This window comes from Izhakiella capsodis (assembly GCF_900115045.1).
In the GTDB taxonomy this organism is placed as follows: Bacteria; Pseudomonadota; Gammaproteobacteria; order Enterobacterales; family Enterobacteriaceae; genus Izhakiella; species Izhakiella capsodis.
In genome coordinates this window covers 64,112-89,545 of the sequence record NZ_FOVC01000011.1, presented here as the reverse complement: position 1 = coordinate 89,545, position 25,434 = coordinate 64,112, and the positions used below count along the sequence as shown (strand labels likewise).

26 protein-coding genes are annotated in these 25,434 nt (G+C 50.4%); 15 read left to right on the top strand and 11 right to left on the bottom strand.

Going from position 1 to position 25,434, the window contains the following annotated elements; translation table 11 throughout:
• The first annotated feature begins 135 nt into the window (after window positions 1-135).
• From cytR to rraA, 5 genes are all read left to right on the top strand, one after another.
• A complete protein-coding gene (gene cytR, locus BM191_RS13945) occupies window positions 136-1,164 on the top strand; it encodes a DNA-binding transcriptional regulator CytR (protein ID WP_092879205.1) in 1,029 nt (342 codons plus the stop codon).
• Window positions 1,165-1,314: 150 nt separating this feature from the next.
• Window positions 1,315-2,157: a cell division protein FtsN gene (gene ftsN / locus BM191_RS13940; RefSeq protein WP_092879203.1), complete on the top strand. Its 843-nt coding sequence runs from the start codon at window positions 1,315-1,317 to the stop codon at window positions 2,155-2,157.
• A 90-nt stretch (window positions 2,158-2,247) separates the two neighbouring features.
• Window positions 2,248-2,778, top strand: coding sequence for an ATP-dependent protease subunit HslV (gene hslV, locus BM191_RS13935; RefSeq protein WP_092879201.1), 531 nt, complete (start codon window positions 2,248-2,250; stop codon window positions 2,776-2,778).
• Window positions 2,779-2,790: 12 nt separating this feature from the next.
• On the top strand, window positions 2,791-4,122 hold the full coding sequence (gene hslU / locus BM191_RS13930) for an HslU--HslV peptidase ATPase subunit (protein WP_092879199.1): 1,332 nt from the start codon (window positions 2,791-2,793) through the stop codon (window positions 4,120-4,122).
• Between the two features lie 160 nt (window positions 4,123-4,282).
• Window positions 4,283-4,768: a ribonuclease E activity regulator RraA gene (gene rraA / locus BM191_RS13925; protein WP_092879197.1), complete on the top strand. Its 486-nt coding sequence runs from the start codon at window positions 4,283-4,285 to the stop codon at window positions 4,766-4,768.
• Between the two features lie 66 nt (window positions 4,769-4,834).
• Here rraA and zapB read toward each other — a convergent pair whose 3' ends face one another.
• Entirely contained in the window at window positions 4,835-5,074 is a 240-nt protein-coding gene (zapB, locus tag BM191_RS13920; protein ID WP_092879195.1) for a cell division protein ZapB, read from the bottom strand.
• A gap of 440 nt (window positions 5,075-5,514) precedes the next feature.
• On the opposite strand from zapB, the gene BM191_RS13915 reads away from it, so the two are divergent.
• The 3 genes from BM191_RS13915 to glpX all read left to right on the top strand — a co-directional run bounded on the left by BM191_RS13915 (window position 5,515) and on the right by glpX (window position 9,105).
• On the top strand, window positions 5,515-6,369 hold the full coding sequence (locus tag BM191_RS13915) for an MIP/aquaporin family protein (protein WP_092879280.1): 855 nt from the start codon (window positions 5,515-5,517) through the stop codon (window positions 6,367-6,369).
• A 101-nt stretch (window positions 6,370-6,470) separates the two neighbouring features.
• Window positions 6,471-7,982 (top strand): glycerol kinase GlpK, encoded by a 1,512-nt coding sequence (gene glpK / locus BM191_RS13910; RefSeq protein ID WP_092879193.1) that lies wholly within the window; start codon window positions 6,471-6,473, stop codon window positions 7,980-7,982.
• A 112-nt stretch (window positions 7,983-8,094) separates the two neighbouring features.
• Entirely contained in the window at window positions 8,095-9,105 is a 1,011-nt protein-coding gene (gene glpX / locus BM191_RS13905; protein WP_092879191.1) for a class II fructose-bisphosphatase, read from the top strand.
• 9 nt (window positions 9,106-9,114) lie between these two features.
• On the opposite strand, the gene emrD is transcribed toward glpX, so the two are convergent.
• Window positions 9,115-10,305, bottom strand: a complete 1,191-nt coding sequence (gene emrD, locus BM191_RS13900) for a multidrug efflux MFS transporter EmrD (protein ID WP_092879278.1) — start codon at window positions 10,303-10,305, stop codon at window positions 9,115-9,117.
• Window positions 10,306-10,613: 308 nt separating this feature from the next.
• On the opposite strand from emrD, the gene fpr reads away from it, so the two are divergent.
• The 4 genes from fpr to yhjD all read left to right on the top strand — a co-directional run bounded on the left by fpr (window position 10,614) and on the right by yhjD (window position 14,400).
• Window positions 10,614-11,360: a ferredoxin--NADP(+) reductase gene (gene fpr / locus BM191_RS13895; RefSeq protein ID WP_092879189.1), complete on the top strand. Its 747-nt coding sequence runs from the start codon at window positions 10,614-10,616 to the stop codon at window positions 11,358-11,360.
• 267 nt (window positions 11,361-11,627) lie between these two features.
• Window positions 11,628-12,227 (top strand): DUF1454 family protein, encoded by a 600-nt coding sequence (locus BM191_RS13890; RefSeq protein WP_092879187.1) that lies wholly within the window; start codon window positions 11,628-11,630, stop codon window positions 12,225-12,227.
• Between the two features lie 105 nt (window positions 12,228-12,332).
• A complete protein-coding gene (tpiA, locus tag BM191_RS13885) occupies window positions 12,333-13,100 on the top strand; it encodes a triose-phosphate isomerase (protein ID WP_092879186.1) in 768 nt (255 codons plus the stop codon).
• A gap of 286 nt (window positions 13,101-13,386) precedes the next feature.
• A complete protein-coding gene (gene yhjD / locus BM191_RS13880; RefSeq protein ID WP_092879184.1) occupies window positions 13,387-14,400 on the top strand; it encodes an inner membrane protein YhjD in 1,014 nt (337 codons plus the stop codon).
• 1 nt (window position 14,401) lies between these two features.
• On the opposite strand, the gene BM191_RS13875 is transcribed toward yhjD, so the two are convergent.
• The 6 genes from BM191_RS13875 to cpxP all read right to left on the bottom strand — a co-directional run bounded on the left by BM191_RS13875 (window position 14,402) and on the right by cpxP (window position 20,167).
• Entirely contained in the window at window positions 14,402-15,187 is a 786-nt protein-coding gene (locus tag BM191_RS13875; RefSeq protein ID WP_092879183.1) for a CDP-diacylglycerol diphosphatase, read from the bottom strand.
• A gap of 96 nt (window positions 15,188-15,283) precedes the next feature.
• On the bottom strand, window positions 15,284-16,279 hold the full coding sequence (locus BM191_RS13870) for a sulfate ABC transporter substrate-binding protein (protein WP_092879181.1): 996 nt from the start codon (window positions 16,277-16,279) through the stop codon (window positions 15,284-15,286).
• A 138-nt stretch (window positions 16,280-16,417) separates the two neighbouring features.
• A complete protein-coding gene (gene pfkA, locus BM191_RS13865; RefSeq protein ID WP_092879276.1) occupies window positions 16,418-17,380 on the bottom strand; it encodes a 6-phosphofructokinase in 963 nt (320 codons plus the stop codon).
• 213 nt (window positions 17,381-17,593) lie between these two features.
• Window positions 17,594-18,496, bottom strand: coding sequence for a CDF family cation-efflux transporter FieF (fieF, locus tag BM191_RS13860; RefSeq protein WP_092879179.1), 903 nt, complete (start codon window positions 18,494-18,496; stop codon window positions 17,594-17,596).
• A 489-nt stretch (window positions 18,497-18,985) separates the two neighbouring features.
• Entirely contained in the window at window positions 18,986-19,282 is a 297-nt protein-coding gene (locus tag BM191_RS13855) for a TM2 domain-containing protein (protein ID WP_092879274.1), read from the bottom strand.
• Window positions 19,283-19,708: 426 nt separating this feature from the next.
• Complete coding sequence (gene cpxP, locus BM191_RS13850; RefSeq protein ID WP_092879177.1) at window positions 19,709-20,167, bottom strand: cell-envelope stress modulator CpxP; 459 nt, start codon at window positions 20,165-20,167, stop codon at window positions 19,709-19,711.
• A 152-nt stretch (window positions 20,168-20,319) separates the two neighbouring features.
• On the opposite strand from cpxP, the gene cpxR reads away from it, so the two are divergent.
• Genes cpxR through trmL form a run of 3 tightly spaced genes read left to right on the top strand, consistent with a single transcriptional unit; the run spans window position 20,320 to window position 22,905 of the window.
• On the top strand, window positions 20,320-21,018 hold the full coding sequence (gene cpxR / locus BM191_RS13845; protein WP_092879175.1) for an envelope stress response regulator transcription factor CpxR: 699 nt from the start codon (window positions 20,320-20,322) through the stop codon (window positions 21,016-21,018).
• Window positions 21,015-22,391 (top strand): envelope stress sensor histidine kinase CpxA, encoded by a 1,377-nt coding sequence (gene cpxA / locus BM191_RS13840; protein WP_092879173.1) that lies wholly within the window; start codon window positions 21,015-21,017, stop codon window positions 22,389-22,391. The genes cpxR and cpxA overlap by 4 nt, the downstream gene beginning before the upstream one ends.
• A 40-nt stretch (window positions 22,392-22,431) precedes the next feature.
• A complete protein-coding gene (trmL, locus tag BM191_RS13835; RefSeq protein ID WP_092879171.1) occupies window positions 22,432-22,905 on the top strand; it encodes a tRNA (uridine(34)/cytosine(34)/5-carboxymethylaminomethyluridine(34)-2'-O)-methyltransferase TrmL in 474 nt (157 codons plus the stop codon).
• A 123-nt stretch (window positions 22,906-23,028) separates the two neighbouring features.
• Here trmL and cysE read toward each other — a convergent pair whose 3' ends face one another.
• The 3 genes from cysE to secB all read right to left on the bottom strand — a co-directional run bounded on the left by cysE (window position 23,029) and on the right by secB (window position 25,397).
• Complete coding sequence (gene cysE, locus BM191_RS13830) at window positions 23,029-23,850, bottom strand: serine O-acetyltransferase (RefSeq protein ID WP_092879169.1); 822 nt, start codon at window positions 23,848-23,850, stop codon at window positions 23,029-23,031.
• A 66-nt stretch (window positions 23,851-23,916) separates the two neighbouring features.
• On the bottom strand, window positions 23,917-24,936 hold the full coding sequence (gpsA, locus tag BM191_RS13825; protein ID WP_092879167.1) for an NAD(P)H-dependent glycerol-3-phosphate dehydrogenase: 1,020 nt from the start codon (window positions 24,934-24,936) through the stop codon (window positions 23,917-23,919).
• Window positions 24,936-25,397 carry a protein-export chaperone SecB gene (gene secB, locus BM191_RS13820; RefSeq protein WP_092879165.1) on the bottom strand — a complete coding sequence of 154 codons (462 nt, stop codon included), beginning with the start codon at window positions 25,395-25,397 and terminating at the stop codon, window positions 24,936-24,938. Before secB ends, gpsA begins: the two co-directional genes overlap by 1 nt.
• Window positions 25,398-25,434: the final 37 nt, after the last annotated feature.

Sequence of the window (25,434 nt, the reverse complement as noted above, 5' to 3'; positions counted from 1 at the left end):
AAAGTCACATTTTTTTTGCAATTTAAGTAACGGATTACATTGTTTATCTGATAACAATGGAGAAAGGTTTTATACAAAATAGTGACATGCAAAAAATCAGGCCGGGAAGCCGTTGCCTGAAAAGAGGTAAAAACGTTGGAGCGGAAACAGGTGTCCCCGGGTGCGACGATGAAAGAGGTCGCGGAGAAAGCAGGCGTATCCACTGCGACAGTCTCCCGCGCGCTGATGAATCCGGAAAAGGTTTCGGCTACCACCAGAGAAAAGGTTGAAGCAGCCGCAAAATCGATCGGCTATTTGCCCCACCCATTAACCCGTAGCATAAAGCGTAACGAGACACATACTATTTTGGTTATCGTGCCGGATATCTGCGACCCTTTTTTCGGTGAGATGATTCGGGGTATTGAAGTCACCGCAACCCGTCACGGCTACCTGGTACTCATTAGCGATTGTGCCCATCAGAATCAGCGAGAATCATCACTGATGGATTTAGTGGTTACGCGTCAAATTGATGGTATGGTTCTGCTTGGATCGCACCTGCCTTTTATCAGCAGCCCGAACGACGTGCGCCTCCTGCCGCCGATGGTAATGGCGAACGAATTTGCCCCTGAACTGGAGCTACCGGCGGTTCACATTGATAATCTGACCGCCGCCTTTGAAGCAGTGAATCATTTATTAAAATATGGCCACAGGCGAATTGCCTGCCTGACCGGCCCGGAAGACACGCCCCTGAGCCAATATCGTCTGCAGGGTTACATTCAGGCGCTACGTCGTAGCGGCATCGCTATTGATAACACCTATATCATTCGTGGAGACTTTACCTTCGAGGCCGGAAAAAATGCGCTGAAAGTCCTGATAGCACTGGCAAATCCCCCTGAAGCGATATTTTGTCATAACGATATTATGGCACTGGGTATTATCGCTCAGGCGAAGAGTGTGGGGCTGCGGGTACCACAGGATATTTCGGTGATTGGATTTGACGATATTGAGCTGGCTCAGTATTGCGATCCACCGCTGACAACGGTTATTCAGCCGCGCTTTGCAATTGGCGCGGACGCAATGACGCTGTTACTGGAAAAATTAGAAGGAAAAACCATCAGCAACGGTTCCCGACTGCGCGAGTTTAGACTGAAAGTCCGAGCCAGCACTGCGCCTCCGCGCGCCTGAATGGCGCTTTTACCTGCGCTATAGCAGAACATCGGGCGTATCTTTGCTGGTCAAACCTCCGGCCCTTAAGTAACATGGCGGGCGAATAACTTTGTCTCCATCGCCGGATGTTGGCCAGACACTTTCTCTTGATCAGTGACGGAACGATTAGTGGCACAAAAAGATTATGTAGGCCGCGGGCGTTCGACAGGCACGCGCCGTAAAAAAACGTCAAACGGCCGCAGCGGAAAAAGACGCGGTAATAACTCCGCTGTTTCTAAATTTATGGTTGCGTTGGCCGTCGCGGTACTGGTTACCTTTGCCGGTGGCCTGTGGTTTATAGCCCATCATAAAAAAGAAGATGCGCTGGTCATTCCCAATCACAAAACGCCCGGTAATGGCCTGCCTCCTAAACCGGAGGAGCGCTGGCGCTACATCAAAGAGCTGGAGAATAGTCAGGTAACGGTCCCCAGCCCGACAGAACCATCAGCCGGCGGCTTTATTCATCCACAAACACAACTGACGAACGAACAGCGCCAGCTGCTCGATCAAATGCAGGCTGATATGAAGCAGCAGCCAACCCAGCTCAATGAGGTTCCCTGGAATGAGCAGACGCCTGTACAGCGCCAGCAAACCTTACAGCGGCAGCGCCTGCAAAATCAGCTTGAAATGCAGTCACGCCTGCCCGTGCAATCTCTACAGCCTCGTCCGACACAACCTACGCCACGCACGCCTCAGCCGCAGACCACCGCTAAACAGCCTGAGTCCGCAACGGAAAAAGTCAAGTCCCCGCGCTGGATGTTACAATGTGGCTCTTTTAAAAGCGTCGGACAAGCCGAATCAACACGCGCTAAGCTGGCTTTTGAAGGCTTTGAAAGCCGGATCACCTCTGGCTCCGGCTGGAACCGCGTCGTTATAGGGCCTTACAACAGCCGCACCGGGGTCGATAGCGCCCTGCAAACCTTGCGCGGTTCCGGCCATACAAACTGCATCCCTATCGCCATCGGGGGTTGAAACCCGTCAAAGCCGCCCCATATCTGATTGCACTCACCCCGCAGCGTAAACTGCGGGGATTCTTATTCGATTGCATTAAGGGGTCTGCCCGTGACAACAATTGTTAGTGTTCGACGCAATGGCCAGGTAGTGATTGGCGGCGATGGCCAGGCTACCCTCGGCAACACCGTAATGAAAGGCAACGTTAAAAAAGTGCGTCGTCTTTATAATGACAAGGTTATTGCCGGATTCGCTGGCGGCACGGCAGATGCTTTTACCCTGTTTGAACGCTTTGAGCGTAAGCTGGAAATGCATCAGGGACATCTGGTTAAAGCTGCCGTTGAACTTGCTAAAGACTGGCGCACCGATCGTATACTACGCAAACTGGAAGCGTTACTGGCGGTCGCTGATGAAACAGCTTCACTGATCATCACCGGTAACGGCGATGTTATCCAACCCGAAAACGATCTGATTGCCATTGGTTCAGGTGGTCCTTATGCGCAGGCAGCAGCGCGCGCCCTGCTGGAAAACTCCGATCTGAGCGCACGTGAAATTACCGAAAAAGCGTTGAATATTGCTGGCGATATCTGCATCTATACCAACCATAATCTGACTATCGAAGAATTAACGTCCAAAGCGTAAGGAATCCTGATAATGTCTGAAATGACGCCTCGCGAGATAGTAAGCGAACTTAATCGCTTCATCATCGGCCAGGAAGGTGCAAAGCGCGCCGTTGCTATCGCGCTGCGCAACCGCTGGCGCCGCATGCAGCTGGACGAAGATCTTCGCCACGAAGTAACGCCCAAGAACATCCTGATGATCGGCCCGACCGGCGTCGGCAAAACGGAAATTGCCCGTCGCCTCGCTAAGTTGGCCAACGCGCCCTTCATCAAGGTTGAGGCAACCAAATTTACCGAAGTAGGCTATGTCGGCAAAGAAGTTGACTCGATTATTCGGGACCTGACCGACTCGGCGCTAAAAATGGTACGCCAGCAGGCCATTGAGAAACATCGCTATCGCGCCGAAGAGATGGCGGAAGAGCGCATCCTTGATGTGCTAATCCCACCAGCAAAAAATAACTGGGGTCAGTCCGAGTCAACACCAGAGCCTTCCTCAGCACGTCAGTCATTTCGCAAAAAGCTACGTGAAGGGGAGCTGGATGATAAAGAGATTGAGATAAATCTGGCTACCTCGCCGATGGGCGTTGAAATTATGGCCCCCCCAGGCATGGAAGAAATGACCAATCAATTGCAGTCCATGTTTCAGAACCTGGGGAGCCAGAAGCAAAAGCCGCGTAAGCTGAAAATTAAAGAGGCAATCAAGCTTCTGATTGAAGAAGAAGCTGCGAAACTGGTTAATCATGAAGAGCTAAAAGAGCAGGCTATTGAAGCCGTTGAGCAGCATGGTATCGTCTTTATCGATGAGATAGATAAAGTTTGTAAGCGCGGTGAAACGTCCGGGCCGGACGTTTCACGCGAAGGGGTTCAGCGCGACCTGCTGCCACTGGTTGAAGGCTGTACGGTTTCAACCAAACACGGCATGGTTAAAACTGACCATATCTTATTTATTGCCTCCGGTGCTTTCCAGGTTGCCAGTCCATCGGATCTGATCCCTGAACTGCAAGGCCGCCTGCCCATTCGCGTAGAATTGCAGGCGCTGACTACCGGCGATTTCGAACGCATCCTCACTGAGCCAAGCGCTTCGGTGACCGTTCAATACAAAGCGCTGATGAAGACTGAAGGCGTGGATGTCCATTTTACCGAGGACGGAATTCGACGCATTGCCGAAGCTGCCTGGCAGGTTAACGAAACGGCAGAAAATATTGGCGCACGCCGCTTACATACCGTACTTGAGCGTTTGATGGAGGATATTTCCTATGATGCCAGCGAGCGCAATGGCGAATCTATCACTATTGATGCCGCTTATGTCTCCAGCCACCTGGATGAACTGGTTGCTGATGAAGATTTGAGCCGTTTCATTCTGTAACGCTTCCCACAGCCGGTCATCAGACCGGCTTCATTTCACTGATAGTATCAACATCCGCGATGTACTTGACGTAGCGCAATTTTAATCAAAGCGGGTTTTTGCCATCTTCCGCCCTAAAGCGATATACTCATTCATCCTGCGGCAAACTGAAGAATAATCTATGAAATACGATACTTCTGAACTCTGCGATATTTACCATGAAGAGGTAAACGTAGTTGAACCGCTGTTTTCTAATTTTGGTGGCCGCACCTCCTTCGGTGGGCAGATTACTACGGTAAAATGTTTCGAGGATAACGGTCTGCTATATGATTTACTTGAAGAGAATGGTCGCGGTCGCGTTCTGCTGGTAGACGGCGGTGGCTCGGTACGGCGTGCGCTGGTAGACGCTGCGCTGGCACGCATTGCTCTGCAAAATGAGTGGGAAGGCATCGTCGTATATGGCTCAGTGCGGCAGGTCGATGATCTGGAAGAGCTGGATATCGGTATCCAGGCCATTGCCGCAATTCCCGTCGGTGCTGCCGGCGAGGGCGGAGGCGAAAGCGACGTGCGGGTTAACTTCGGCGGCGTCACCTTCTTCTCAGGTGACCACCTTTATGCCGACAATACTGGCATCATCCTTTCTGAAGATGCACTTGACATCGAATAACGCATCGCGTACCGATGTAAAACGGGTGCCTGCGGCACCCGTTCATATTTAAAGTTGACGCTGGCGTTACACTTCTTCCATCTTACCCAGCAGTGCACGTAAACGCTCCTGCCAGACATGTTGTTCCTCTTTCAACTGCTGATTTTCCCGCGCCAGGGACTCGCTGCTGCCAGCAGACTGTTGGATCTGCAGATTGAGATGCGCTTTCTGCTCTTTTAGCTCTTCAATTTCCATTTGCAATAGCGTGATAGTATCAATCGCCTGCTGTACTTTCGCTTCCAGTTTTTCAAAAACTTCAAATGACATCTTTTATTCTCTCCTAATCGCAAGGCGATGATGATGCTAGCCGCGGATGAACAGGCCAGGCCGGATTGCGCGGTTAGCAACAGATACCCGATTGTAAGTAGAGGGTTAGCTCAAGTCCAGCAGCGAAGTCACAGTGAAAAAGGTTTTTAACGTTTTTCAGTTTATACCTGGTTATTTTTACAATTCTCACGTGAAGAGCGGTAAAATTGTTAACAAAATGCTCAAAATTCGGGCTAAAAGGAAAATAAAAATAGCGTTTCAGTAAAACCAGAATACGCGAAAACGCTCATTTATATGACGTAATACACATTTTTTGATTTCGCTATTTCTCGAACATGTTCGTTAACGATAAATTTACAGCAGCCCAACATTAAGGAGGGCAACTCAATGGAATGATACAAACAGCAGAAAAAATTAACTTCGCTTTCAGGACATTCATTATGAGTTATTCAACCAGCAGGCTCAAAGGGCAGTGCATCGCCGAATTTCTCGGAGTCGGTATCATTTTATTCTTCGGCGCAGGCTGTGTTGCTGCGATGAAACTAACCGGCGCCAGCTTCGGACAGTGGGAAATCAGCATTATCTGGGGTATTGCGGTCTCAATGGCCATTTACCTCAGCGCTGGCGTATCGGGTGCGCATCTTAACCCGGCAGTCACTTTGGCACTGTGGCTATTTGCCAATTTCGAAAGAGATAAAGTTATTCCTTACATCCTCGCTCAGATAGCGGGCGCCTTTTGCGCAGCAGCGCTGGTATACGGCCTTTACTACAGCCTGTTTTACGATTATGAGCAGACGCATCACATGGCGCGTGGCAGCGTTCAAAGCCTTGAATTAGCCAGTATCTTCTCAACTTACCCTAACCCACACATTAGCGTCGGCCAGGCCTTTCTGGTTGAAGCAGTGATTACCGCCTTGATGATGGGTCTGATCATGGCGTTAACAGATGACGGCAATGGACTGCCAAAGGGCCCATTAGCACCGCTGCTGATTGGCCTGCTAATCGCCATTACCGGCGCATCTATGGGGCCACTGACCGGCTTTGCCCTGAATCCTGCCCGTGATTTTGGGCCTAAATTGTTCGCTTTTCTTGCCGGGTGGGGCAAGGTTGCCCTTACCGGTGGCGAAAAGATTCCGTACTTCCTGGTCCCTATTTTCGGTCCTATTGTCGGGGCCATCGTCGGCGCTTTCGCCTATCGCAGCCTGATTGCCCGTAACCTGCCGGGAAAAGCGACTGAAAACGAAACACTGGCGGAACCTGTTACGGGCGCAGCGCAAGCACAACGGAAAGTGTAATTTATCGCCGCCCGTTATCGATGTTGTTTATCTGCCTCAGAGCAGAACTGCCACGGTAACGGGCCGCGGTCTCAGACTCTTGACATCATCAGGACAGTATTATGAGAACAGATAAAAAATTTATCGTCGCACTCGATCAGGGCACCACCAGCTCCCGTGCGGTGGTACTGGACCACGACGCCAACATCGTAGCGGTATCACAACGTGAGTTTGAACAAATTTATCCTAAAACCGGTTGGGTGGAACACGATCCCATGGACATATGGGCATCGCAGAGTTCAACGCTGGTCGAAGTGCTGGCACACGCGGACATCAGTTCTGATCAAATTTCCGCTATCGGTATTACCAATCAGCGGGAAACCGCAATCGTATGGGATAAAGAGAGCGGTAAGCCTATTTATAACGCTATCGTCTGGCAGGATCCTCGCACCGCAGATTACTGCGCAAAACTGAAAAAAGAGGGGCTGGGAGAATATATTCAGCACACGACCGGACTGGTCATTAATCCCTATTTTTCCGGAACTAAGGTGAAATGGATCCTCGATCATGTTGAAGGGTCACGCGAGCGCGCCAAACGCGGTGAGCTGCTTTTTGGCACAGTTGATTCCTGGCTGGTCTGGAAGATGACCCAGGGTCGTGTACATATTACCGATTACACTAACGCCTCGCGTACCATGATGTTTAATATTCATACTCTGGAATGGGACCAGAGGATGCTGGAAATTCTTGATATACCGCGAGAAATACTGCCGGAAGTGAAAAGCTCCTGCGAGGTTTACGGTCAGACCAATATCGGCGGTAAAGGCGGCACACGTATTCCTATTGCCGGTATCGCTGGCGACCAGCAAGCGGCGCTTTACGGGCAGCTCTGTGTTCAACCCGGCATGGCGAAAAACACCTACGGCACCGGCTGTTTTATGCTGATGAATACCGGGACAGAAGCGGTCACCTCTTCACACGGCTTACTCACCACCATCGCCTGCGGCCCGCGCGGCGAAGTAAACTATGCGCTGGAAGGCGCGGTATTTATCGGCGGTGCTTCAATTCAGTGGCTGCGTGATGAGATGAAGCTGATTGGCGACTCAACCGACTCCGAATACTTCGCGTTAAAAGTTAAAGATACTAATGGTGTATATATGGTTCCGGCTTTTACCGGTCTCGGCGCTCCCTATTGGGATCCCTACGCCCGCGGCGCTATTTTTGGCCTGACGCGTGGCGCTAACGCCAATCATCTTATCCGCGCGACGCTGGAGTCGATTGCCTACCAGACCCGCGATGTACTGGAAGCAATGCAAAACGATGCCAATACACGCTTACAATCACTCCGTGTGGACGGCGGAGCCGTTGCTAATAATTTCCTGATGCAGTTCCAGTCCGATATTCTCGGCGTGCGGGTTGAGCGCCCGGAAGTGCGGGAAGTTACCGCGCTGGGTGCTGCTTATCTGGCAGGCCTGGCGGTTGGTTTCTGGAACGATCTGGAAGAGGTTCGCGCCAGGTCGGTGATTGAACGCGAGTTCCGCCCCGGGATTGAAACCACTGAGCGTAATTATAAATATGCTGGCTGGAAAAAAGCGGTAAAACGCGCTCAGGCCTGGGAAGACGAAGCGGAATAATATCAGCAAATAATCGGGGGGGCATGAAACCTATGGGCTTCATCCGCAGGTTTTTTTTAGCTATCCCGCCTGTGTTAAACTACCAGCCCTCCTTATAAAGCCGGAAAAGGCGATGAAACGAGAGCTTGCAATTGAATTTTCACGGGTAAGGGAAGCCGCTGCGCTGGCCGGTTATCGCTGGCTAGGGCGCGGTGATAAAAACGCGGCCGATGGTGCCGCAGTCCAGGCCATGCGTCACGTGTTAAATCAGATTGATATCGATGGCCAGATCGTCATCGGCGAGGGTGAGATCGATGAAGCACCGATGCTATGGATCGGTGAAAAGGTCGGCAGTGGTCAGGGCGACAGCGTCGATATTGCCGTCGATCCCATCGACGGCACGCGCATGACGGCGATGGGGCAGGCCAACGCGCTGGCGGTAATGGCCGTCGGCGAAAAAGGCTGCTTTTTACACGCGCCGGACATGTACATGGAAAAACTCATCGTCGGGCCACAAGCCAAAGGCAGCATTGACCTGACGCTGCCTTTGCAGACCAACCTCAGCAATGTTGCCAGGGCGATGAATAAACCGCTCAGTCAGTTGACCGTCAGCATTCTGGCAAAACCTCGCCACGAGGAAATAATTCAACAAATGCAGCAGTGGGGGATACGGGTTTTTGCTATTCCTGATGGGGATGTCGCCGCCTCGATTCTGGCCTGTATGCCAGACAACGAGATGGATGTTCTCTATGGTATTGGCGGCGCCCCCGAAGGGGTGATTTCGGCTGCGGTGATCCGCGCGCTGGATGGCGATATGCAGGGACGTCTGCTGGCACGTCATCACGTTAAAGGTAATACGCCCGAGAATCGTCGTACCGGTGAGGAAGAACTTCGCCGCTGTCAACAGATGGGCATCAGAGCCGACGCAGTGCTGACGCTGTCGGAGATGGCCCGCACCGATAACGTGGTTTTCGCCGCTACCGGCATCACCAGTGGAGATCTGCTAAAAGGTATTAGCCTCCGTGGCAATATAGCCAGTAGTGAAACGCTGCTGATACGCGGTAAATCGCGTACCATTCGCCGTATTCAGTCGATACATTATCTCGACCGCAAAGACAGTGAGCTGCGCCACTTGATACGCTGAAGGCGGCGATCAGTGTGAACTGACTGAACTGTCTGCTGGCTGGCGTGAAAGCGGTAGCCAGCAGATTAAAATCAGCAGCGCGAGCGCAAACATCAGCATCCCAAGACTGAACTGACCGTGCTGCGGCAGCATCGCGGATAACCAGGCACTGACCCCTGCGCCGAGATTCTGTAAGCCGCCAAGCAGTGCGCCGGCAGTACCGGCCAGCCACGGCCAAGGCTCCATCGCCCCGGTGGTCGCCAGCGGAAACAACATTCCGGCACCAAAGAAGAACAGTGCCGCTGGAACCAACAGCGTCCAGACATTCATAACGCCAAACCATGATGGCAACCACATCAGCAGCCCTGCAGTCAGACAACTATTAACCGCATACCACATGATTGTCTGACTGCTACGACTATCACTACCAGCAAACCACGCACCGAAAAATGCCGCCGGAATAGGCAAAATAAACAAAATGCTGACGGTCATGCTGTTCAGGCCAAGCACACCGCCGAGCAGCACACCACAGCAGGCTTCAAATACTGCGATACCAGCCAGAGCACCGATCAGCATAATCATGTAGCGAACGAAATTACCCTCCATAAGCAACGGGCGGTAACGGGAAAAAAACGGTAGCCTGACCCCCTCATAATGGGGGCGGGTTTCCGGTAGCCAACGCAGCATCGTAAAACTCACGACCAGGCAAAGGGCCAGTAAAAAAGCAAAGCAGGCACGCCAGCCATACAATGACATTAGCACTGCGCCAATCAACGGAGCGATCAGCGGACTGACCAGAATACCCATATTCAGCAAGCTATTAGCATGGCGTAGTGCCGCGCCCTGATAAACATCACGCGGCAACGTGCGGGCCATTACGCCAGCCACACCCGTACCTAGACCCTGAATTGCGCTTCCCAGCACCAGGCTGCCAAAGTTGCTGGCAAACAAAGCGGTTAGCGTACCGATGATAAAAATGACCATGCCGGTCAAAATAACTGGCCGCCGTCCGTAAGAATCGGATAGCGGCCCATAGATAAGCTGTGAACCACCATAGGTCATCAGATAAGCGGCCATGACTCGCTGCACCGAGCCATCGGAAACATGCAGCGTGGCAGCAATAGCCGACATGGCAGGAACATAAACGGTTTGTGCCATCTGCCCCACGGCGACCAGCATGGTCAGCATCAGCAAAACCGCGTTATTTTTTTGACCTTTCATCAGGCTCACCACAGAGTGATAACTCGCCATTTTTTAATTTTTCAGTAAGAACGACGGGTATAAAAATAATTCGCCGGAAAAAATACCAAAAATCCCTAACAATTCGAGAGGCAGACTGAAAATTTCTGCCCACTCAGGTGTCACGATTTACATACAGAATTCGTTCTGTCAGAGGCTATTTACAGCTGCATTCAATTGCGCCAGATTTGTCGTCAAGAGCTTTGTAGTGGATCAGCACTGGAAATTCAGCAATACAGTAGCGAAGATGATGCTAATTGTTGCGCGTAATCACAATATGAGGAGTCGTCATGGCCGAGTGGGTCAATGCTACGGTGAAACAGGTAAATTACTGGACAGATGCCCTGTTCAGCATCACGGTAAATGCACCCATAGCGCATTTCACTGCCGGACAGTTTGCCAAGCTGGCGCTGGAAATCGATGGTGAACGCGTTCAGCGTGCCTATTCATACGTTAACGCACCCAACGATGAAAACCTTGAGTTTTATCTTGTGATGGTCCCTCAGGGTAAGTTAAGCCCTCGCCTTTATGCGCTTAAAAACGGTGATCAGATTATGATTACCAGGGACGCCGCCGGCTTTTTTGTGCTGGAAGAACTTCCTGAGTGCGACACGCTCTGGATGCTGGCCACCGGTACGGCTATTGGTCCCTACCTGTCTATCCTGCAGCAGGGGGAGGACCTTGATCGCTTTCGTAATATAGTGTTAGTTCACGCAGTACGTTACGCTGCCGATCTCAGCTACTTGCCGCTGATGCGGCAATTACAGCAACGTTATGCGGGTCAACTGCGCATACAGACAGTAGTCAGCCGTGAGGAGAGCACCGGCTCGCTGACCGGGCGCATCCCGGGGCTGATTGAAAGCGGCGCGCTGGAGGAAGCAACTGGACTACCAATGCGTGCCGAACATAGCCACATAATGCTGTGTGGAAATCCCCAAATGGTGCGCGACACCCAGCAATTGCTGAAAGAGAGTCGCGGTATGCGTAAGCATCTGCGACGCAAGCCTGGGCATATAACCAGCGAACATTACTGGTAACGGGCCCCGTGACGGCGGCCAAAGAAAACAATCTGCTGCGTGGCTTATACCAAATGGTTTACACGCTTAGTGCCATCGTTGGAATCAGGAGGATCCACGTCGGCATAAACGCGTTGAGAATAATCTGCCACGGCATGATAACGATTAAAATTTGGCATTTAGCCGCAGACAGTCAACGATGCGAAGTCACAACCCCTGCTCGCCTTTGACATTAATCGCCCGACTCGGTTTTAATCGGGACCTGGTTAATTTCAGGGCAAATGAACGATGAACAACTTGCTGCGTACAGGCTTAATAGCGGTCTCTATTTTGATTAGCGGTCTGTGTCACGCCGATCCCCAGGAACAAAGCGCCCAAATGCCAATGGCGGCATATTTGCTGACTGGAGCGCCCACTTTTGATATGACAATCGGTCAGTTTCGTGAGAAATACAATGCCAGTAATCCTTCACTTCCGCTAAGCGAATACCGGGCAATCGATAACCGGAGTGACAAGAGCAATCTGACGCGAGCCGCCAGTAAAATTAATGAAAACCTTTACTCGTCAACGGCACTGGAACGCGGCACAGGGAAAATCAAAACCCTACAAATCACCTGGCTACCCGTCCAGGGGCCGGAGCAGAAAACGGCCTATGATAAGGCACTGGCCTACATGGCAGCCTTCGTGCGCTACTTCGAACCGATGCTTAATGAAGAACAAAGCCTGAATCGGGTAACAACCCTGCTGGCGGAAGGCAAAGGACAGCGCTACGTAGCTAAAAATGAAGGCGCGTTGCGATACGTCGTCGCCGACAATGGCGAAAAGGGAATTACCCTGGCCATTGAGCCACTTAAGCTGGTTCTGGCTCCCGATAACCAGACAAAATGACAAAAAGCAAAGCCCTACGGCCTTTTGATCTTTATACTGTCAGGCAGATTATGCCGCCCACCGGGCGGTCAGATTAACACTATCGCGTTTCGCGTGGAGGATATGATGCGACATCCATTAGTAATGGGGAACTGGAAGCTCAACGGTAGCAAACATATGACGGCCGACCTGATCGCCGGTCTGCGTAACGCGCTGAGCAGCGTAGACGGCTGTGATGTCGCTATTGCGCCTCCGGTGATGTATCTGGGGCAGGCTCATCAGGATATTGCTGGCAGCCACATTACGCTGAGTGCTCAGAACGTAGACATTAATCTCAACGGCGCATTTACCGGTGAGATCTCCGCAGAGATGCTGAAAGACATCGGCGTCCGTTACGTTATTATTGGCCATTCTGAGCGCCGTACCTATCATAAAGAGAGCGATGAGCTTGTCGCTAAGAAATTCGCTGTACTTAAAGATGCTGGCCTGATCCCGGTATTGTGTATTGGCGAAACCGAAGCTGAAAACGAAGCGGGCAAAACGAAAGAGGTCTGCTCCCGTCAAATTGATGCCGTGCTGAACACACTGGGTGTCGAAGCGTTTAACAATACTGTTATTGCTTATGAGCCTGTTTGGGCAATCGGCACCGGTAAATCCGCTACGCCTGCCCAGGCCCAGGCTGTACATAAGTTTATTCGTGACCACATTGCCAAAAAGAATGCGGCTGTTGCACAGCAGCTAATCCTGCAATACGGCGGTTCAGTCAATGATAAAAACGCGTCGGAGCTGTTTGCTCAGCCAGATATCGATGGCGCGCTGGTTGGCGGTGCCTCACTGAAAGCTGACGCCTTCAGTGCCATCGTTAAAGCCGCCGCGCAAGCTAAAAACGGCTAAGCGAATTGCCTGTAAAAACCACCTGCTTGCAGGTGGTTTTTTTATCTCTGGCTACCCCTCAACCGACCATTCTGGTTTATGCAGGATATACAGTCTTAAAGGTTGACCCGATTAAAATAAGCGGCTGACAAAGCTAATTGCCCACCGCTTTCCACAGAGAACCCGAACAATCAGGGCCAACGCGTTCATATTTTTATCAATCGACTGAATCCGTCATTGGAGAGGCACCTTGAGCCATGAAGGCTATACTAGCTAAGAATCTTACTGGCAAAGGAAAAAAGGTTTCATGACGGACAATCATCATACTCCCCGTCCGCAGGAGAAAAACAACGGCGATGCCCAGCCACTGATCAATATTAAAACCGGTAATAAAACCGTAGATCAGTCAATTAGCCGGGTTTCCCGTTTTGTCAGCTGGTTTCAGGCAATTCCAGCAGTAGCACACTTAATACGCACCGGTGAACGTTTTAACGATCGACTCGGCAGTCAGTTTGGCGCCGCCATTACCTACTTTTCATTTTTGTCTCTGATCCCTATCCTGATGGTATCTTTCGCCGCCATCGGTTTCATTCTGGCATCGCATCCGGGCCTGCTTACCGAACTGATTAATAAAATCGCCAATAATATTAGCGATCCAAACCTGGCGAACACCCTGAAAAATACCGTCAATACAGCAGTACAACAACGAACCACCGTTGGTTTAACGGGTTTGCTGGTCGCGCTCTATTCCGGCATCAGCTGGATGGGTAATCTGCGCGAGGCCGTTCGCGCTCAGTCGCGCGACGTATGGGAGCGCAACCCACAGGATCAAGAAAAATTTTGGCGTAAATATATCCGGGATTTCATCTCTCTGATCGGGCTGGTTTTGGCACTGATTATTACGCTGACCCTCACCTCGGTTGCCGGGTCGGCGCAAAATGCTATCGTAACAGCGCTGGGACTTGAGCATATTGAATGGCTGAAACCGGCATTGACCCTGATTGCAACCAGCATTTCTGTTCTGGCTAACTATTTGCTTTTCTTATGGATATTCTGGAGATTACCCCGCCACAAACCGCGCAAGAAAGCCCTGTTTCGCGGCACGCTGCTGGCCGCAATTGGCTTTGAAGTGATTAAATTCGTTATGACGCTAACACTACCTAAACTGGCTACTTCCCCTTCAGGGGCTGCATTTGGTTCAGTTCTCGGATTAATGGCCTTCTTTTACTTATTTGCCCGCCTGACGCTGTTCTGCTCGGCCTGGATAGCCACTGCCGAATACAAGGACGATAAGCCGGTTGAAGACGATGATCCTCACTAATTTATTTTGCTACAGCGGGCGCGCTGCTATGGCCATATACCAGCGCGCAACTATGGTCCTGGATCTCTTCGGCTGAAGCACGGTTGAGGGTAAGCAGGTTGCGCTGAATGGCCATGATCGCCCGACGCCCATCACTTAGCACCGCAATAGCTATCCCATAATTCCCCATTTTTTCCCGGGCGCCAGGAACACCATTGGCAAGGAATATAAATGGACTCTTATGGTTGAATTCGTCACGTGAAACGGCTTTTATTAACCACTCGTGCTGATTCAGCTTCTCTCTACGCCAGCGGCTATCAAGCTGCGATACCAGCGTATCAAGCCGCTGACGAACATCAGGCTGCAGGCAGGATATATGGATATGCAGCTGATTTTGTGTACGTCCCCAGGGGGAATTTACCGCAAGGGAAAAAATAGAGCTATCCAGCCTCTTTCCGTAAAGCGCCTCAGCGTAGTGTCGGGCATACCATGCTTCAGCAAAAAAATTAGCTTTCGTGGGATGAAGCAGTGCCGGACTTTCGATACCGTTTATAGGTTCGATGGGCATCAGTAAAAACTGCAGCGGGCCGTTACGGTCTTTCATCACCACAAAGCCATTGCGTAAATCAACTTCCTGGCAGGGGGCCGGTGTCTGATGCGCGATCTGATTAGGAACACACTGCTGGCTAATGATTCGCCACAGCGCGTCGGAGTTTTTATGGAAGATAAATGCCAGATAACCACCGGCGACAAGCGCGAACAGTATGACAATGCAAAATCCAATGAAAAAGAGCTTTCGTCCTTTCATCACAGCCACCCCTGGTAATCATTAAATATTAAAGTAATGGAACCAGAGGTGAAGATCATGCAAATCTTACATCGCAGCAATCAGAGATTATGACGCTCAAGGCTTCATTACCTGATCATAGGAGCCTCCATCGGCAAAATGCGCTTTCTGCGCCTTTTGCCAGCCACCGAACTTCTCATCAATGGTAAACAGCTTTATCGTAGCGAACAGATGTGCGAATTTTTTGGCCACCACGGGATCACGCGGTCGATAAAAATTTTCTGCCGCAATGGTCTGTCCTTCCGGCGAATAGAGATATTTAAGGTAATCCTCGGCTACTTTACGCGTATCGCGCTGCTCTACCACTTTATCCACAACGGATACGGTAGGCTCAGCGAGAATAGACTCGCTCGGCGTAACGATTTCAAACTTGTCGTTGCCACCGTGCAGCTTATTTACTGCCATATAGGCTTCATTTTCCCATGCAATCAGGACATCACCCAGCCCGCGCTCCACAAAGGTATTTGTCGCGCTACGTGCGCCGGGATCCTGCACGGTGACATTTTTAAACAGCGCGCGTACAAACTTTAGCGCCTTCTGCTGATCCGCATGGTTTTGGTCGAGGGCGTAGCCCCAGGCTGCCAGATAATTCCAGCGCGCTCCGCCGGAAGTTTTCGGATTTGGTGTAATAATTGAGATGCCGGGTTTCGTAAGGTCGCGCCAATCATGGATCTGCTTTGGATTGCCTTTGCGTACCAGAAAAACGATGGTGGAGGTATAAGGCGCGGAGTTATCAGGCAGGCGTTTAATCCAGTTCTTGTCAATGCGTCCGCGTTGAGCAATCGCGTCGATGTCCGATTGTAGCGCCAGCGTCACTACGTCGGCGCGAATACCGTTAATAACCGAGGTCGCCTGCTTACCCGACCCTCCATGGGACTGACGAATAGTGACATTATCGCCGGTTTGTTTTTTATAATATGCAGAGAACGCCTGATTATATTGATCATACAATTCGCGCGTCGGGTCATATGAAACGTTTAGCAGATTTATATCTTTCGCCAGCACGCTGCCAGAGGCCAGCAGCAGGACAGCGCCGACACGCCACTTTTTCATTATTACGCTCTCCAGGATAATGGATAAGTAGAGCGTGACACAGACCTACCAAAATATTAAAGAATTAAAAATAAAATGTAATAACTTTATAGAATATACTGAATATCAAAAAGGCGCTTAAACCAGCGCCCTGATAAATCAATAAAGTTTTTTCGCCATTTCCAGCCAGTCGCTTTTAAACGGCCGCTTCATGTTTTCAATGGCGTCGATAATGTCATGATGCACCATCTTTTCATTCTGAATTCCAACGCAGCGCCCACCATAACCCTGTAATAGCAACTCTATCGAATAGGCACCCATACGTGAGGCAAGAATACGATCATAGGCCACCGGTGCGCCGCCGCGCTGAATATGTCCCAGCACCGTTGAGCGGGTTTCTCGCTTGGTTTCAGTTTCAATATAGCGAGCCAGCTCATTAATATCGCAGATATGCTCGGTAATCGCGACAATCGCATGTTTTTTGCCTTTGGCAATGCCAGCTTTTATTTCCTCCAGCAGCTCTTCACGGGTATAAGGCGTTTCCGGTAATACAATAAATTCACAACCACCCGCTATCGCAGCAGCGAGAGTCAAATCGCCACAGTAGCGCCCCATAACTTCAACAATTGAAATACGTTGATGAGAAGAAGAAGTATCACGCAGTCGGTCGATCGCCTCTACCACGGTTTCCAGCGCGGTAAAATAACCAATAGTGTAGTCAGTGCCGGCGACGTCGTTATCAATAGTTCCTGGCAGACCAATACATGGGAAGCCCATTTCGGTCAGACGCTTTGCGCCCATGTAAGAACCATCGCCGCCAATGACAACCAGCGCGTCAATACCGCGTTTTTTCATATTATCAATGGCAATCGCCCGCACTTCTTCATTACGAAACTCCGGAAAACGCGCGGAACCCAGGAAAGTACCACCGCGGTTTATCATGTCAGAAACGCTGTAGCGGTCCAGATTAATCATCCGATCTTCATACAAGCCAAGATAGCCATCATAAATGCCAAAAACTTCCAGTCCTTCACTCAGCGCTGCACGCACCACACCACGTATGGCGGCATTCATTCCGGGTGCGTCGCCGCCGCTTGTCAGTACACCGATTTTTTTGATCATGACAACCTCTATACTGTTGAAGCTCATTGAATTCCTGGCCGGCAAAGCCGTTTTGGCAATGGTAATGTACCACCGGCATTAAAATGATTAATAGCTATACTATATCAAAGACCTGATGCTGAATTGATTCAGGTCAGACAACATCCGGCTATTATTTTTCACATTTTAACATGGCTGCCCCGGAATTCCCGCTTCAATTGCATAGATAGCCAGCTATAACTCGTACTGCCCACGACGATCGAGCGGCACCACCGAGCAAGGATCAATATGAATAATGATATCCGAGCCAGGGAATTTTCTTAATAGCGCCAGCTCCATTTGCTCGGCGACCTTATGGGCATCTACCAATGCCAGACTATCATTCATTTCCAGATGTAGCTGAATAAAACGCGTCGGACCTGATATTCTGGTACGTAACTCGTGTGCCCCATCAATGCCTGGCCAGCCAGAAACAATTGAAATAATTTCCTGACGCTCTTCATCTGGCAAAGCTCGATCGAGCAGGACCTGCACGGCCTCATGCCCCATACGCAAAGCACTGTAGAGAATATAAATGCCAATCCCCAGAGCGAAAAGCGCATCGGCTTGCAGAAAGCCATGCCAACTCAGCACCAGTGCTATCAAAATTGCGCCGTTCATCATTACATCAGCCTGATAATGCAACATATCCGCACGTACCACCTGGCTGCGCGTTTTGCGTATCACCCAGCGCTGAAAAGATACCAGGATAAGGGTACTGAAAAGCGCAATCAGCGTAACGACAACGCCAAGACCGGTGCCTTGCATCAATTGAGGTTCAACCAGGTGTTTAAACCCGGTCAACAATAGGAAAAGTGCCGAGCCGGAAATAAACATACTTTGCGCCAACGCAGCCAGTGACTCCGCTTTTCCGTGGCCAAAACGATGATCCTCATCGGCTGGTTGTAGCGAATAGCGCACTACCAGAACATTAGTCAGCGATGCGGCAATATCCACTAACGAATCGACCACAGACGCCAATAAGCTGACCGAACCGGAATACCACCAGGCGTAAATTTTAATCAGTAATAACATCAGCGCCATTATCGTTGCCGCAAAAGCGGCGCGGCTGACCAGCCGTCCGTATTGATGATCCATAGATAACATCTCTGAGTTATTCGATCCTTTAAACTACAATTCTAACAGGAAAACAAAACGCCTCTGTGTCAGAGACCTGAAACAAAATGGCTACACAGCGCTGCCTCCTGTTTTGCTCCGGTCGAAAAATTATTGCGTCAGCAACCCAAGAAAGCCGCCCAAATTTATTCCGCCTAGTAAAAACGAAGACAGGCCGTAGTCTTCCCATCGAGCCGCTCATATAAAACAGGCTTTCTACCACGTAGCGTTCAAACTGCTGGCAAACAAAACCAGACTGACATTTATAACGGTGATTTAATCACGCCTGAAAGCGTAATAGAGGTTGATGAAGCTTAAATTTGGAAGATTGCCGTGCCATAAACCGGGCCAGGATGGCCGCCAGCATTGTTGATAACATTCTGACTCCATCAGTTAAGTAGGACAGCTAGATAATAATGCCGACGATGATTCTAACGTGCGATGGCCGCCAGCTGGGACTATACGTCTCTATCAACCGTACTTACGGGCAAATTTTTCGTCAGACATACAGAGATAAATGATGAATTCGATAAAGGCTATGATTGCCGGAATTGCCGTCCAGCAAAACAGCAGATACAAAATACCCAGCCCCACCTGACCTAAATAAAATTTATGAACCCCGAATCCCCCCAGGAAAAATGCCAGCAATGCTGCGGCCACTTTGCTTTTGCGGCCTTCAGGATACTGAATCGCACCGCAATTCGGGCAGGATCTAGCCGTACTGTGGATCGGTTTTCCACATCCCCGACAAAAAACCATTTCAGACATATTATCTCGCCAATTTGTATGCATATTGCAGACGCTTATTATATCGCTGACCGGTGACGAAAGAGAAGGTATACGCATCGGGATAACGATATGCCTCGCGATACACCTTTTTACAGCGTTATCCCGGACATACGAAAATTAACGATCCTCCCATTACAGCAACATACAGTGACGTTAAATTCTCAGGCGGCGGGCTGGCGGTGTGACAATATTGTCTACATCTTGTCTACACCCGTAGCGCTGTATCCTTCTTGTTACTGCTTATGGCTGTTGCAAGGAGGATTGATTTATATAGGATTTTTTCTAAGTACCTGATAAAAAAGACCCCGCCATTATGGCGGGGAAGACAGGGATGGTGTCTATGGCAAGGAAAACAGGGATATTCTGTTACTGATTTTTACTCAATACTTGCAGCGATTTAACCTTCTATCTTTCACGCAGTTCATGCATACGCTGCTGATAATTCTGTTCTAAAACTGCTCGTTGCGCTGGCGTTAATTGCTGATACATCTGATGCCTGACCCTGGCGAATTCAAGCTGCCTTTCAACTTCCGCCTGAGCTATTTTCTCTAACTCCGCTCGGTAGGCCGCTACATTAAACTGGTCTGCCGTAGTTAATTCATGCAATGTTTCCAGGTCAGTAATGTCGACGGAAGGCCGTTCGTGCCTCGTCTGCTGCATCAAGTCGCGCATCCTTTGACGCTGCGTCTCAGTCAATTGAATGCCATCAAACATGTGATTTCGAGGAAATTGCGTCATACTGCCTGTCGTCATTCCACGATATTGTTGATGCGCTTCATCACTCGTCGTAACGTTTGCAGCCAGAGTAGCAGAGCAACTAACCATCAGCGGTAAAATCGCAACGACGGCTGTAAGTTTGCGCATCGCTTACTCCCAAATTTATCGCTGTATTGTGTTGGTACGCAATTCAGTCTACGAGGCACGCTGCAAACATGCGTCAGGGGGTGTAAAACTAAGTAAAGTGATAGGATGACCGCATTTGTTCAAGGTATTTTGCCTGCGGAGGGCAAGAAAAGATGAATAAAATCCTGTTGGTTGACGATGACCGCGAACTGACTTCGCTTTTGAAAGAACTACTGGAAATGGAAGGCTTTAACGTCGTAGTTGCCGGTGACGGTGAACAGGCGCTAAGTCTCCTGGACAGCTCAATTGATTTATTATTACTCGACGTCATGATGCCGAAAAAGAACGGCATCGATACATTGAAAGAACTACGCCAGCAGCATCAAACCCCGGTGATTATGCTCACTGCTCGCGGCAGCGAACTGGACCGCGTTTTGGGCCTGGAACTGGGCGCTGATGATTATTTACCTAAACCCTTCAACGATCGCGAGTTAGTAGCCCGCATCCGCGCTATTTTACGCCGTTCTCACTGGAGCGAGCAGCAACAGCAGCAAGATGCCAGCTCCCCTACGCTGGAAGTGGATTTATTGCGCTTGAATCCCGGCCGCCAGGAGGCCAGCTTCGGTGATCTGACACTTGAACTGACCGGAACTGAATTTACCTTGCTCTATCTGCTGGCTCAGCATCTTGGTCAGGTGGTTTCACGTGAGCATCTTAGTCAGGAGGTTTTGGGTAAACGTCTGACACCGTTCGATCGTGCTATCGATATGCACATATCCAATTTACGTCGTAAATTACCCGATCGCAGCGATGGACATCCTTGGTTCAAAACCTTACGTGGACGTGGATATCTGATGGTCTCAGTAGCATGATTTCAAGCCTTACCACCCGTATCTTCGCCATTTTCTGGCTAACGCTGGCATTGGTGCTGATGCTGGTATTGCTGTTGCCTAAGCTTGATTCACGTCAGATAACCCCGCTGCTCGATAGTGAGCAGCGGCAGGGTTTGATGATTGAACAGCACATTGAAGCTGAGCTGCGCCAGGATCCTCCTAACGATCTCATGTGGTGGAAACGTCTGTTCCGCGCCATCGACAAATGGGCACCACCGGGACAACGTTTACTGCTGGTGACCAGCGAAGGCAGAGTTCTTGGCGCTCAGCGTAGTGAAATGCAAATCATACGAAACTTTATCGGGCAATCCGATAATGCCGACCATCCACAAAAGAAAAAATATGGCCGCATCGAAATACTGGGGCCATTTTTGGTGCGGGATGGCGAAGATAATTATCAACTCTATCTGATTCGCCCTGCCAGCAGTTCTCAGCTTGACTTCATTAACTTGCTGTTTGACCGTCCGTTCCTGCTACTGATGGTGACCATGTTAATCAGCGCACCGCTGCTCCTTTGGCTTGCCTGGAGCCTGGCAAAGCCAGCTCGTAAGCTAAAGTTTGCCGCCGATGAGGTCGCCAGCGGTAACCTGCGCCAGCATCCCGAACTGGAGTCAGGCCCTCAGGAGTTTCTCGCGGTCGGCTCCAGTTTTAACCAGATGATCAGCGCGCTGGAGCACATGATGTCTGCTCAACAGCGCCTGCTTTCTGATATTTCTCATGAGCTACGCACTCCGCTGACCCGTTTGCAACTGGCAACCGCATTGATGCGTCGCCGCTTTGGCGAGGGAAAAGAGCTTGAACGTATCGAAACCGAGGCGCAGCGACTTGACGGCATGATAAACGACCTGTTGGTATTATCCCGTACCCAGCACAAAAATGCGCTGATCAGTGAAGCAATTAAAGCAAATCATCTGTGGGAAGAGGTACTGGATAATGCCAGCTTTGAAGCTGAACAAATGGGTAAGAAGCTGGATGTACCTTATCACCCCGGCCCCTGGCTGCTTTACGGCAACCCTAATGCCCTGGAAAGCGCACTGGAAAATATCGTACGTAATGCGTTGCGCTATTCTCATAACCACATATCAGTAAGCTTTTCAGTAGACAACCAAGGGATCACCATCCATGTTGATGATGATGGCCCGGGCGTCAGCGAAGAAGATCGCGAGCAAATTTTTCGGCCCTTTTATCGTACTGATGAAGCACGAGATCGCGCATCCGGCGGGACCGGTCTGGGGCTGGCGATTGTTGAAACCGCTATTCAGCAACACGATGGCTGGGTCAAAGCAGATGACAGTCCTCTAGGAGGCCTGCGACTTACTCTTTGGCTACCGTTATACAACAAGCGTATTTAATTTGCTATTCTGCGGCCTTCGTTACAGAGGGCCGCTACTGATGCTGAATATCGTACTATTTGAACCTGAAATTCCACCCAATACCGGCAATATTATTCGCCTTTGCGCTAACACTGGCTTTCGTCTGCACCTTATTGAACCTATTGGGTTTGCCTGGGATGATAAACGCCTGCGCCGGGCCGGCCTTGATTACCATGAATTTACCCGCGTCCAGCACCATGCCAGTTACCAGGAATTCATTGCCCAGGAGCAGCCCTCACGCTTGTTTGCCCTCACCACGAAAGGCACTTCTGCACACAGCACGGTGAGTTATCAACCGGGTGACTATCTTATGTTTGGTCCGGAGAGCCGTGGGCTGCCTGCCACGATCCTTGACGCATTGCCAGTACAGCATAAAATCCGCATTCCAATGGTCACAGGAAGCCGCAGCATGAATCTTTCGAATGCTGTATCGGTGGTAGTTTATGAGGCCTGGCGCCAGCTGAATTATGCCGGTGCGTTGTTACGGGAATAAGCGAATTCTCTCGCGCATCGAAAATGATTAGAAAAGAATGGCTAGGAACGACTTGTCATACTCAATAGGGAGTGGCCTGCGTCGGCTGGCAGCAATAACCAACCGAGTCACCCCGGACAGCGATCAAATACCGTCGCCAAACTCAAATCCCGCCACAGTGCCGTTAAAATGTTGGTCCATATCGACGGCAGGCTTTTCCGACGCAGGCTTGCCTACTACACGTGCGGGTACACCAGCCGCAGTAGTATGCGGCGGCACCGAATGCAATACCACGGAACCCGCGCCAATTTTAGCACCACGCCCCACTTCAATATTGCCGAGAACTTTAGCCCCAGCGCCAATCATCACGCCTTCGCGAATTTTAGGATGACGATCCCCACTGGTTTTTCCGGTACCGCCAAGCGTGACAGACTGTAGAATGGAAACATCATTTTCTACGACCGCGGTTTCGCCAATAACAATTCCGGTTGCGTGATCGAGCATAATACTGTGCCCTATCTTTGCCGCCGGATGAATATCAACGGCAAAAGAAACCGATATTTCGTTCTGTAAATAGAGCGCCAGCGCTCTGCGCCCTTCATTCCACAGCCAATGGCCAATGCGATAAGCCTGCAACGCGTGAAAGCCTTTAAGATAGAGCAACGGTGTGGAGTATTTATCTACCGCGGGATCACGCAGGCAAACGGCCTGAATATCGCAGGCGGCAGAATCAATCATGGAAGGATCTTCTTTATATGCCTCTTCGATTATTTCACGAAACGTAATCGCAGGCATAATAGGATTAGCCAGCTTGTTTGCCAGTATATAGCTCAATGCTCTACCGAGATTTTCATGTTTAAGCAGCGTCGCGTGATAGAAACTTGCCAACATGGGTTCACAGTCGGCCAGCGCTCGCGCCTCTGCTTTGATGTGACTCCAGACAAGATCCAGCTCAACACACTGCATTGCTTAAATCCTCATGAAAAAAAAGCGCCGCTCGGCGCCAAGTGTGGTACTACATCTTGTTCAGTTTCAGCGCTGGCTATTTTCGTCTTTTCTCGTACGTCCCAATAAGGTCAATGCTGCCTCTTGCGCGCTTTTTTCGCAATACAACACCTGATAAATTTGCTCAGTTATCGGCATTTCAACACCTACCCGCGCCGCCAGAGACCTGACTTCTTTGGTATTACGGAATCCTTCCACAACCTGGCCAATGCTATCTTGAGCCTTTTCAACTCCGCAGCCCTGACCGAGCATCATACCAAACCGCCGGTTTCGGGACTGATTATCAGTACAAGTCAGCACCAGATCGCCCAATCCGGCCATGCCCATGAACGTGGTGGGATCTGCGCCAAGCGCATTACCCAGCCTCGTCATTTCTGCAAGGCCTCGGGTAATCAATGCCGTACGCGCGTTAGCACCAAAGCCGATACCATCAGACATACCCGCGCCTATCGCAATCACGTTTTTTACCGCGCCACCCAGCTGAACGCCAATGAAATCAGGGTTACTGTAGACTCGGAAGCTTTTACCGCAGTGCATACGCTTCTGCAACTGCTCAGCAAACAGGAAATCGGTCGCTGCCAACGCGATGGCGGTTGGCAATCCAGCAGCCATCTCCTTGGCAAAGGTCGGTCCGGAAATCACAGCCAGTGGAGTAGCGTTACCAAGGATCTCACGCGCCACATCTTGCAACAGCCGTCCGGTATCTACTTCGAGACCTTTGGTCGCCCAGACAATGCGTGAATCGGCTTGCAGGTAGGGTTTAATTTGCTTCAATACTTCGCCGAATACATGACTGGGCACCACTACCAGCAGGTCGCGGCTAACCGCAATGGTGCCAGCCAGGGAGGCGTTGATATTTAACACATCAGGGAACGGAATATCAGGTAGAAACGCCTGGTTGCTGCGATCGGCTTCAAGCTGAGCCAGATGAGCTGGATTATGCCCCCACAGCGTAACCGGCTGACCATTACGCGCCAGGGTAATGGCCAGTGCGGTACCGTATGAACCAGCACCAATAACGCTAATTGAATCCGTTACCCGTTGCATCATGCATCCTGCTGCGGCTCTTCACCTGCCTGCTGTTGCAGATAGTTCATAAATAACGCGTCAAAGTTAACCGGTGCCAGGTTCAGCTGCGGGAAAGTACCCCGTGAAACCAGGCTGGTAATGCACTCACGGGCATAGGGGAAAAGAATATTCGGGCAGTAGGCTCCAAGGCAATGGGCCATCTGGTTGCCATCAATACCGGCAATGCTGAATATACCCGCCTGCTGTACTTCACACAAAAATGCGGAGTCTTCCCCAACACTTGCGGTCACTGTCACGCGCAAAACAACCTCGTAGACTTCTTCAGCCAGCTGACTGGAAGCCGTATCCAGATCCAGTTTAACTTCCGGTTCCCACTCTTTCTGAAATATCTGCGGTGCATTTGGCGCTTCAAAAGAGACGTCTTTCGTATAGATACGCTGGATCTGAAAAGTCATCTCGGTGTTATTTTGTTCTGACATAATATTAATAGTCCTGTTAAATGAAGTTATCCATCAG